The 9,775-nt window shown below is 64.1% G+C and carries 11 protein-coding genes and 2 pseudogenes; 9 read left to right on the top strand and 4 right to left on the bottom strand.

Annotated features, from left to right (window positions below):
- The 4 genes and pseudogenes from AC5DC2_RS13295 to AC5DC2_RS13280 form a co-directional block, all read left to right on the top strand.
- A pseudogene (locus AC5DC2_RS13295) lies at positions 1-252 on the top strand (dehydrogenase); the annotation flags it as partial.
- Positions 253-263: 11 nt separating this feature from the next.
- Positions 264-662, top strand: coding sequence for a 6-pyruvoyl trahydropterin synthase family protein (locus tag AC5DC2_RS13290; protein ID WP_491698819.1), 399 nt, complete (start codon positions 264-266; stop codon positions 660-662).
- Positions 659-1,696: a glycosyltransferase family 4 protein gene (locus tag AC5DC2_RS13285; RefSeq protein WP_491698818.1), complete on the top strand. Its 1,038-nt coding sequence runs from the start codon at positions 659-661 to the stop codon at positions 1,694-1,696. Before AC5DC2_RS13290 ends, AC5DC2_RS13285 begins: the two co-directional genes overlap by 4 nt.
- Positions 1,693-2,484, top strand: a complete 792-nt coding sequence (locus tag AC5DC2_RS13280) for a methyltransferase domain-containing protein (RefSeq protein WP_491698817.1) — start codon at positions 1,693-1,695, stop codon at positions 2,482-2,484. The genes AC5DC2_RS13285 and AC5DC2_RS13280 overlap by 4 nt, the downstream gene beginning before the upstream one ends.
- Here AC5DC2_RS13280 and AC5DC2_RS13275 read toward each other — a convergent pair.
- Together AC5DC2_RS13275 and AC5DC2_RS13270 are read right to left on the bottom strand one after the other, a co-directional pair.
- On the bottom strand, positions 2,464-3,225 hold the full coding sequence (locus AC5DC2_RS13275; RefSeq protein ID WP_491698816.1) for a RibD family protein: 762 nt from the start codon (positions 3,223-3,225) through the stop codon (positions 2,464-2,466). The genes AC5DC2_RS13280 and AC5DC2_RS13275 overlap by 21 nt on opposite strands.
- A gap of 3 nt (positions 3,226-3,228) precedes the next feature.
- Positions 3,229-3,786 (bottom strand): cytochrome b, encoded by a 558-nt coding sequence (locus tag AC5DC2_RS13270; RefSeq protein ID WP_024708696.1) that lies wholly within the window; start codon positions 3,784-3,786, stop codon positions 3,229-3,231.
- 205 nt (positions 3,787-3,991) lie between these two features.
- On the opposite strand from AC5DC2_RS13270, the gene AC5DC2_RS13265 reads away from it, so the two are divergent.
- Positions 3,992-4,861 (top strand): PaaX family transcriptional regulator C-terminal domain-containing protein, encoded by an 870-nt coding sequence (locus tag AC5DC2_RS13265; RefSeq protein ID WP_491698815.1) that lies wholly within the window; start codon positions 3,992-3,994, stop codon positions 4,859-4,861.
- Between the two features lie 63 nt (positions 4,862-4,924).
- Here the strand turns inward: AC5DC2_RS13265 and AC5DC2_RS13260 are convergent, their stop codons facing one another.
- Positions 4,925-5,425 (bottom strand): MarR family winged helix-turn-helix transcriptional regulator, encoded by a 501-nt coding sequence (locus AC5DC2_RS13260; RefSeq protein ID WP_200335886.1) that lies wholly within the window; start codon positions 5,423-5,425, stop codon positions 4,925-4,927.
- Positions 5,426-5,647: 222 nt separating this feature from the next.
- On the opposite strand from AC5DC2_RS13260, the gene ectA reads away from it, so the two are divergent.
- The 4 genes from ectA to AC5DC2_RS13240 are packed head-to-tail and all read left to right on the top strand — an operon-like array spanning position 5,648 to position 9,357.
- Entirely contained in the window at positions 5,648-6,181 is a 534-nt protein-coding gene (gene ectA / locus AC5DC2_RS13255; RefSeq protein ID WP_491698814.1) for a diaminobutyrate acetyltransferase, read from the top strand.
- A gap of 55 nt (positions 6,182-6,236) precedes the next feature.
- Positions 6,237-7,523, top strand: a complete 1,287-nt coding sequence (gene ectB / locus AC5DC2_RS13250) for a diaminobutyrate--2-oxoglutarate transaminase (protein ID WP_491698813.1) — start codon at positions 6,237-6,239, stop codon at positions 7,521-7,523.
- Positions 7,524-7,529: 6 nt separating this feature from the next.
- Positions 7,530-7,928 (top strand): ectoine synthase, encoded by a 399-nt coding sequence (locus tag AC5DC2_RS13245; RefSeq protein ID WP_024708691.1) that lies wholly within the window; start codon positions 7,530-7,532, stop codon positions 7,926-7,928.
- Positions 7,903-9,357 (top strand): aspartate kinase, encoded by a 1,455-nt coding sequence (locus AC5DC2_RS13240; protein WP_197489622.1) that lies wholly within the window; start codon positions 7,903-7,905, stop codon positions 9,355-9,357. Before AC5DC2_RS13245 ends, AC5DC2_RS13240 begins: the two co-directional genes overlap by 26 nt.
- Before the next feature lie 73 nt (positions 9,358-9,430).
- Here the strand turns inward: AC5DC2_RS13240 and AC5DC2_RS13235 are convergent.
- Positions 9,431-9,775: pseudogene (locus tag AC5DC2_RS13235) on the bottom strand (hypothetical protein); the annotation flags it as partial.

The raw sequence follows: 9,775 nt of genomic DNA, 5'->3' as shown, positions 1-9,775 counted from the left end.
GCCTCCATCCCGCTCGGCGGGCCGTTTCACGCGCGGCGGCTTTCCATCGTCAGTTCCCAGGTCGGTTCGCTGCCGCCCTCACACCGCGCCCGCTGGACATTTGCCCGGCGCATGGAAAAGGCGCTGCAGCTTCTTGCCGACGCCCGCCTTGACGCGCTGATTTCGGGCGACACTTCATTCGGGGAGCTTAAGGCGGCCTATCCCGCCATCCTGTCGTCTCCCGAGACGCTCTGCCACCGCATCCGCTATTGAGGAAAACAAACATGTTTGCTGTCGAGGTTCGCGATCACATCATGATCGCCCATTCCCTTCCCCGTCCGGTCTTCGGGCCCGCCCAGGCCATGCACGGCGCGACCTTCGTCACCGATGCGGCATTCTTCACCGCCGATCTGGACGAGGACGGCCTGGCGGTCGATATCGGCGCGGCGACCACGGTGCTTGGCGATGCCCTGAAGCCGCTCAACTATCAGAACCTCGACGAACTGCAGGCCTTTTCCGGCAAGGTGACCACAACCGAGGTGATTGCCAAATATATCTTCGACCAACTTGCCGAAGCGGTTGCGGAAGGCAGGTTGGGGCCGGGCAGCGGCAGAATCCGCAAGATCCGCGTCACGCTGCACGAATCCCACGCAGCGCGCGGCTGGTACGAGGCGGATCTGTGAGGCTTGTCTTCGCCTATCCCGGGGATCTTCAGCTTCGAACCGGCGGCTATGGCTATGACCGGCGGCTGATCGCGGCGCTTGAAGATGCCGGCTGGCAGATCGATCTCCTGCCGCTCGGCGACGGTTTTCCCGAACCGGCGGACGGCGTCAGACGGGCGGCGGAGCAGGCGCTCTGCGCGCTTGCCGACGACACGCTGGTGATGATCGACGGCCTTGCCTTCGGCGTTCTGGACGACTTTGCAGCGCGGCAAGGCGATCGACTGAAACTCGTCGCCCTGGTGCATCATCCGCTGGCGCTCGAAACCGGCCTGTCGCGCGAGCGGGTCGAGACCTTTCGGCAATGCGAGACCCGCGCGCTCGAACATGCCCGCCAGATTGTCGTCACCTCGCCCGAAACGGCGCGGGAGCTGGAACGGGGTTTCGCAACCAGCCGCGACAGGATTACCGTCGCCGTGCCCGGCACCGATCCCGCGCCGCAGGCACGCACAAGCGCCGGCGCGCCGCATGTTCTTTCCATCGGCTCGCTGACGCCGCGCAAGGGGCACGACATCCTCGTTGCCGCGCTGAAACGGGTCGAAGACCTTGCCTGGACCGCAACGATTGCCGGCAGCCGCAACCTCGATGGCGAAACCGCGGCGGCGATCGAACGGCAGATCGAGGCGCTGGGCCTTGGCGGACGGGTCCGCCTTGCCGGTGCAGTGGAGGAGACGGGCCCGCTTTATGCAGGGGCCGACGTCTTCGCCCTCGCCAGCCGCTATGAGGGCTATGGCATGGTCTTCGCCGAGGCGCTTTCGCACGGACTGCCGATCATTGCCTGCCGGGCCGGAGCGGTGCCCGACGTGGTGCCCGAGGAGGCAGGCTTTCTCGTGAACGTCGATGACGTCGACGCCTTTGCCGCTGCCCTGCGAAGCCTGATCGCCGATCCCGACATGCGCCGCAGCAAGATGGAGGCAGCCCGCCGCGCGGGAAGCGCGCTTCCGCGCTGGGAGGAAACCGGCCGCATTGTTTCGGACATGCTGGAGGAGCTGACATGAGTTTTGACGCCGATTGGCTGACCCTGCGCGAACCGGCGGACAGGGCCGCCCGGGACGAAACGCTTGTCGCCGCATTTGCCCGCCACCTTTCAGGCGCCGAGAAGTCCCTCGTCATCGATATCGGATGCGGGACCGGCTCGACGCTTCGATGCCTGGCGCATGCCGTGCCCGCTGACAGGAACTGGCTGCTGCTCGACAACGACCCTCTGCTTCTCGAAGAGGCCAAACGCCGCATCAAGGCCCATGCCGGCGTGTCCCTGCGCAGGCACGACCTCAACGATCTTGTCGGGCTGCCGCTGGAAGACGCCGCAATCGTCACGGCGTCAGCGCTGTTCGATCTCTGCTCGGAGGATTTCTCGGCCCGGTTTGCCGAGCGGCTCGCCGCCTGCTCGGTCGGGCTTTACGCTGCGCTCAACTACGACGGCCGCATCGCCTGGTCGGAGGCTCATCCGCTGGATGAGACGATGGTCTCCGCCTTCAACCGGCACCAGCAGACGGACAAGGGTTTTGGCGTGGCGCTCGGGCCCGAAGCGGCGGCGCGCCTTGCGGCGCTCTTCGGCGATCATGGTTTCCGGGTTGAAACGGCCGACAGCCCCTGGCATCTTTCGCGTGACAACGCCCAGCTTCAGAGGGCCTTCATCGAAGGGTTCCGCCAGCCATTGCAGGAAATCGGCGGGATGACGACGGCCGATATCGACGACTGGATCGCCTTCCGGCTCGCCGCGATCGAGAAGCCCGACAGTCATTGCATGGTTGGCCACACGGACCTACTGGCCCTGCCGGTCTGAAAGCGGGCAATCGAACAGGATATCGCTGCCCAGATTGTAGACCGCCGCCGACGGACGCCGCGCATCGGCAAGCCGCGCGACCGGGACCAGATTGATGCCGCTCGGCCCGGCGCCGATGATCAGCGGCGAAATCGCGACATGCAGGCGATCAACCTGCCTCTCCTCGATAAAGCGGGCGATCGTGCGTGCGCCGCCTTCCACAAGGATACGGCGAAGCCCGCGCGCGGCCAGCGCATCGAGAATGGCCGCCGTTGCCAGACCATTTCCGGAAGGTTGCAGACGCAGCGTCTCGGCGTTGGGCAGGCCTTTCTCGGGCGCGTCGGCGCTCACCGCCACGATCACCGGCGCGCCGCCGTCGTGAAACAGGCCCTCGCTGCCATCAAGGGCGCCGTTGCAATCGATGACCACGCGCACCGGCGATGGGCCTTCGACAAGCCGGACGGAGAGGCGGGGATTGTCGGCCGTCACCGTGTTGACGCCGACGATCACCGCGTCGACCAGCGCGCGGCAGCGATGCAGGTGGGCAAGGCCATCGGGGCCGGAGACATCCATCGCATCGCCTGACGGCGTGGCGATCCGCCCGTCGAGCGACTGGCCGACCTGGGCGATGACGAACCGGCCGCTTGCGCCGGCGATCGGCCGGTAAAGCGCCATCGCAGGGTCCTCGCCCGAGACCGCTTCTCCGACGCGACGCGAGACAAGCCGCTGCCAGACGGCGTCGCTCATGGCGATTGTATTCATGTCTTACAGGATCCGGTAAAGGGTGAAGTCGCGCCGGATCACGTGGTGCATCAGCACCGCGCCCATATGAAGCACGAACAGGACGGCGAGGATCCAGGCGCTGGCGAGATGGATCGCCGACAGCGTCCAGGCGATATCGGGCGCCTTGCCAATCGGGCTCCAGATCGGCAGCACGCCGAACCAGCTGAAGGGAAAGCCGTGCGCGTTGGTTGCCAGAAAGCCGCTCAACGGCATGATGATCAGAAACAGGTAAAACAGTCCGTGGACAGATGCCGCGACAATCCGTTCGATCCGTGGCCCGTCTTGCTCGGGCTTGCGCGTCAGCAGGCGGTTGCCGACCCTCAAGAGCATCAGCCACAGCACCAGAAAGCCGAGACTTTCATGGATCATGTAGAAATCGAGCGACACCTCGTTCTTGACGAATTTGATGACCATGCCGAGCGGCCATGTCGCAAGCACCAGCACGGCGATCAGCCAGTGCAGGATGCGCGATGTCGCCGGATAACGCTCGACCGTGATGGACAGGCGCGATGGCTCGCGCGGTCCCGAATGTTCGGCCAATCCAACCTCCCGATCCGCGAGACGCCGTCAACGCCGCGCGCATGAAAACCAACATGCTGCGTAATACGCCCAAACGATAGCAGCGGATCGCAAAAGCGCAAGCGTGCGTCGGCCGGCCTTACTGGCGATCGGCGCGGGCTCGGCCTATAAGGGGCAGACCGCGCTGCGGCATTCTGCGACGGTGACCTTTCAGAGGCAGGAGGACATGGGCAAAGCATCGGGCCTTGAAGAGGGCGAAAGAGGGACGATCCAGGACATCCTGGGCACAGGCAGCCCGCGTGCCAGCAGTTTCATCGTCACGCTTTATGGCGATGTCGCCGCGCCGCGCGGCGGCACCTTGTGGATGGGCACGCTGATCGAAAGCTGCGCTGCTCAAGGCATTTCCGAAAGCCTGGTGCGCACCGCGGTTTCGCGTCTCGTCGAGAATGGACGGCTGACGGGAGAGCGCATCGGGCGCAAGAGCTATTACCGACTGACCAAGGCCGCTGAACGGGAATTTGGTCGCGCCGCCGAAATCCTTTATGCGCCGCCGCCGCCGCCGAAAGGCCTCCTGCTGGCGCTCGGCGCGCGCGACCTGCCGCAAGGCTGGGTCCGCATCGGCCCGGAGGCAGCGCTCGCCCCGGAAGGCGCCGCAGGCCCGGAGGACGGCACCGTGCTGGCGACGGAGACGCTTGCGGGCGCCGAGAGCCTTCGGGATCTCGCCCGAAGGCTCTGGCCGCTTGAGGCCGTCAATGCCGCCTATCGCGATTTCATCGAGGCCTTTTCTCCGGTCCAGGCCGCGCTCGCCGCCGGCCTGCCGCCCGACGGCGCCATCGCGCTGGCGCTGAGACTGAGGCTCGTAGACCATTTCCGCGCCGCCGCCCTTGCCGATCCGCGCCTTCCGGCGCAAGCGCTGCCGGCGGACTGGCCGGCGGATGTGGCGCGGCGGCTTTTCGTCACCCTCTATCTGGCGGTCACGGCGCAGGCGGACCGTCATATCGGGCTCGCTTTGCGAAACAGCGACGGCTTGCTGCCGGAACAGACCACAATGACGGATTTCCGCGTCAACGCCTTGCGCTGGGAATTTGCGACCTAGCGCATCGCCCTTTGTGCGTCCATTCGGACGCACGGCGTCCAAGGCCTCCGACCGCAGAACATTTCAGCGTGGACGCTTTTCCGCGTGCAGTTCGCCCGTCGCCAGCACCGGCGAGGCATCGATGCCCTCGGCGTCGAGCATGGTCGCGACGCGCTCGAGCGAGGCGATCAACTGGGCCTGTTCCCAGTCCTTCAGCGATTCGAAGGCCTGGACATAGCGCTGCTGGAGAGCGTCCGGCGCGCTTTCGACCATGGCGCGGCCTGCATCGGTGACCGTGACATTGGTCTGTCGGCGGTCTGTCCTCGACGGCACCCGCTCCACCATGCCGCGCGTGACGAGCTTGTCGACCAGCGTGGTGACGGAGGCCTGGCGGATGCCCATCTGGGTCGCCAGCGCCTTCGGCGTCACGCTGCCACGCTCCTCGACGATCTGCAGCACGCGCAATTGCGCCGGCGTCAGCCGCGCCGACTGCGCCAGATCGCGTTCGTAATTTTCAGTGGCGCGGAGAATCCGCCTGAGGGCGATCAGGCTCTGATCAACGCGGTCAACGGGTGTCGTCGTCATGTCTCCATTATTGCACGAAGGAAAACGCCTTCAACAGCAAAAAAACGAGATAAATAATTAGTCATTGTGAATCTTCAGAGCCCCTTGAGATTCATAGGCTTTCGGCTGATTTTGCTGTTTTTGCTCATTTTTATGGTTTTGTGACGATGCCCGCCTAAGGGTTGATGTTTCCGACAGAGTTATTTACTTAGGAAGCCTAACTAATCGAAACGAGGTCATACGATGTCCCGGAATGTTGCCAAGCCCCGATCCAGCATGCCCCGCCTGCGCAAGCCAACTGCAGCGGACGGGGCCCAGATCTGGTCGCTCGTGAAGAGCTGCAAGCCGCTCGACGAAAATTCGATGTATTGCAATCTCATTCAGGCCGAACATTTCGCCGATACCTGTGTTGTCGCGGAACTCGACGGAGAGATCGTCGGCTGGATCTCCGGCCACCTCATTCCCGCCAGGCAGGAACTGTTCGTCTGGCAGGTTGCCGTCGGCGAAAAGGCGCGCGGTCTCGGCCTTGGCAAGAAGATGCTGTTCGAACTGATCGAACGGGATGTCTGCGACGACATCACCCATCTGAAGACGACAATCACCGAAGACAACGACGCCTCCTGGGGCCTCTTCAAGAGCTTCACGCGCGCGCTCGGCGGAAAGCTGGCCGACGAGCCGCATTACGAGCGCGACACCCATTTCGACGGGCATCACGATACCGAGCACATGGTGACCATCACCCTGCCGGAAGCCCGCGCGCTGGCGGATGCCGCCTGAGCCAAACGCCCGAACCATTCCTTCTCAAAAATCGCTTCAAGCGAAAGGACGACTCATGCCTATGGACATGATCAAGAACGATGTTTTCAAACGCCGCGAAAGCGCCGCGCGCTCCTATTGCCGCAGCATGCCGGCCACCTTCACCCGCGCCAGCGGCTCGGAGATCTTCGACAAGGACGGCAACCGCTGGATCGACTTTCTGGCCGGCTGTTCCTCGCTGAATTACGGCCACAACGACGCCGACATGAAGGAAGCGCTGATCGAGCACATCGCGTCCGACGGCATCGCCCAGGGTCTCGACCTGCACACCGATGCCAAGAGCGATTTCCTGAAGGCGATGGAAACCCACATCCTGAAGCCGCGCGGCATGGACCACAAGGTGATGTTCACCGGCCCGACCGGCGCCAACGCCGTCGAGGCGGCGATGAAGATCGCCCGCAAGTCGACCGGGCGCACCAATATCATCGCCTTCACCAACGGCTTCCACGGCGTCACCATGGGCGCGCTTGCCGCGACCGGCAATGGCTACCACCGCGGCGGCGCTTCGATGGACACTTCGGGCGTGACGCGCATCCCCTATGACGACTATGCCGAGGGCGTCGACAGCGCGGCGCTTCTCGAGCAGATGCTTGCCGACCCGTCCAGCGGCGTCGATGAACCGGCCGCGATCATGTTCGAGACCGTGCAGGGCGAAGGCGGGCTCAACGCCGCCTCTCCCGAATGGGTCCGCCGCATGGCCGAGATCGCCCGCAACCACGGCGCTCTGCTGATCATCGACGACATCCAGGCAGGCTCCGGCCGCACCGGTCATTTCTTCTCGTTCGAGGACATGGGCGTGACGCCGGATATCATCACCATGGCGAAATCGGTCTCCGGCTTCGGCCTGCCGATGGCGCTGGTTCTGGTCCGTCCCGAGCACGATGTCTTCGGCCCGGCCGAGCATAACGGCACGTTCCGCGGCAACACCCATGCCTTCGTCACCGCCCGCGTCGCGATCGAGAAATTCTGGGCCGATGGCGCCTTCCAGAAGGAGCTTGCGGACAAGAGCACGTTCCTGACCGGCGCGCTGTCGCGGATTGCCGCCGAAATCCCGGGCGCGACGCTGAAAGGTCGCGGCCTGATGCAGGGCGTCGACGTCGGCACCGGCGCGCTGGCGGAAGAGATTTGCGCCCGCGCCTTCGACAATGGCCTGATCATCGAAACCTCCGGCAACGAGGACCAGGTGGTCAAGGTCCTGGCGCCGCTCACCACCTCGGAAGAAACCTTCAGCGAAGGCTTCGATATTCTTCTTGAGGCCGTGCGCGAGACGATCGCGTCGAAAACCCAGATTGCAGCGGAGTAATTCAAAATGATTGTACGTGACCTGAACGACATCATGGAGAACGACAAGGACCGCGTGGTCGCCGACGCCAAATGGCGTTCGATCCGCATGCTGCTCGCCGGCGACGGCATGGGCTTTTCCTTCCACATCACCATTCTGGAAGCCGGCTCCGAGCATACCTTCGAATACAAGCACCATTTCGAAAGCGTCTACTGCATCAGCGGCAAGGGTTCGATCACCGATATCGCCACGGGCGAGACGCATCAGATCAAGCCCGGCGTGATGTATGCGCTGAACGAGCACGACCGTCATATCCTGCGCTCCGAAGAAGAGCTGGTGATGGCCTGCTGCTTCAATCCCCCGGTCACCGGTACCGAAGTGCATCGCGAAGACGGTTCCTATGCCCCGGCGGAGGAAAATGCCTGAACCCATGGCCCATACTGTTGAAAAGATTGGCGGGACGTCCATGTCCCGCATCGATGAGCTCAGCGACACGCTGATCATCGGCGACCGCAAGAAGGACGAGCTTTACGGCCGGATCTTCGTGGTCTCCGCCTTTGGCGGCATCACCAACCTGCTGCTGGAGCACAAGAAGACCGGCGAGAACGGCGTCTATGCCGCTTTCGTCAACAACCAGAGCCATCATGGCTGGCATGACGCGCTCGATCGCGTCGCCGACGCCATGAAGGAAGCCCATTTCAAGGTGCTGGACAATCCGGCCGATATCGAGCGCGCCGATGCCTTCGTGCAGGAGCGCATTCTCGGCGCTCGCAATTGCCTGATCGATCTGCAGCGCCTCTGCTCCTACGGCCATTTCCGGCTGTCGGAGCATATGAGCCAGATTCGTGAGCTGCTCTCGGGCCTCGGCGAGGCGCATTCGGCTTTCGCGACGACGCTTCTCTTGAAGCGCGCCGGCGTGAATGCACGCTTCGTCGACCTTTCCGGCTGGCATGACGAGGGCGACCTTTCGCTCGATGACCGTATCCGCCAGGGGATCGATGACATCGACCTTGCAAGCGAAATGCCGATCGTCACCGGCTATGCTCAGTGCATCGAAGGGCTGATGAGCGAATTCGACCGCGGCTATTCCGAGGTGACCTTCTCGCGTCTTGCCGCCCTTTCCGGCGCCAGCGAGGCGATCATTCACAAGGAATTCCACCTGTCCTCCGCCGATCCGGCGCTTGTCGGCGCCGATGCCGTGCGCAAGCTCGGCCGCACCAATTACGATGTCGCCGACCAGCTTTCCAATCTCGGCATGGAGGCGATCCATCCGAAGGCTGCAAAGACGCTGCGCCGTGCCGCCGTGCCGCTGCGCGTCACCAATGCCTTCGAGCCGAAGGATCCGGGCACGCTGATCGACGACCAGCCGGCCGAAAAGCCCGGCGTCGAGATCGTCACGGGCCTGGAACTTTACGCGCTGGAACTGTTCGAGCAGGACATGGTCGGCGTGAAGGGCTATGATGCGGCGATCCTCGAGGTACTGACCCGTCACAAGGTCCGGATCGTATCGAAGGTCTCCAACGCCAACACGATCACCCATTATGTCGACAGTTCCCTCAAGGTGCTGCGCCGCGTTGAGAAGGATCTTGCCGAGCGCTGCCCGTCGGCGGAGGTATCCTCGCGCGCGATCGCCATGGCCTCGGTCGTCGGCCGGGACCTCAACGGCCTTTCGGTGCTGACGCGTGGCCTTCAGGCGATTGCCGCCGCCGGGCATGAAGCGATCGGCGCCAGCCAGGGCCCGCGCAATGTCGACGTCCAGTTCATCGTCGACCGCGACGCGCTCGATCCGGTCATCATCGCGCTCCACCGGGCGCTGGCCGAACCGGAACGCCCCGCCCTTTCAAAGGCGGCGTGAGCCCCGGCAGGCGGCGAAAAATGACGGAGAGGGGTTGAGGCCGGTCAGACGACGACCGGCCTCTTCCTTTTTGTCAGCGCGCCGCGCAGATGGTGGCGCGGCTGTTCGACCAGCACCCGCCCTTGCCCAGCTGGAAATCGTCGCCCAGCCAGCCCTGGGCATGGGTCGCGCCCGGCTCGCCGTTCCAGTGGCCCGAGGCGAAGCCATTTCCCTCCGGACTGAGCTCGGCGAAATAGTCGGGCAGGTCATTCACGCGGTCGGTGTTGATCCAGAACGATCCCGTGCCGTCATTCGACATCCAGATCGGGCAGTCGCCGCGACGGTCGATATAGGTCATGCCATCGACGATCAGCCTGCAGCTTCCCTGAATGACGCTAGGCTCCCTCGCCGCCGGCGAGGCGGGCTGGGTCGCCGTTTG

The organism is Martelella sp. (assembly GCF_984369615.1).
This window is presented reverse-complemented; position numbering and strand designations above follow the sequence as displayed.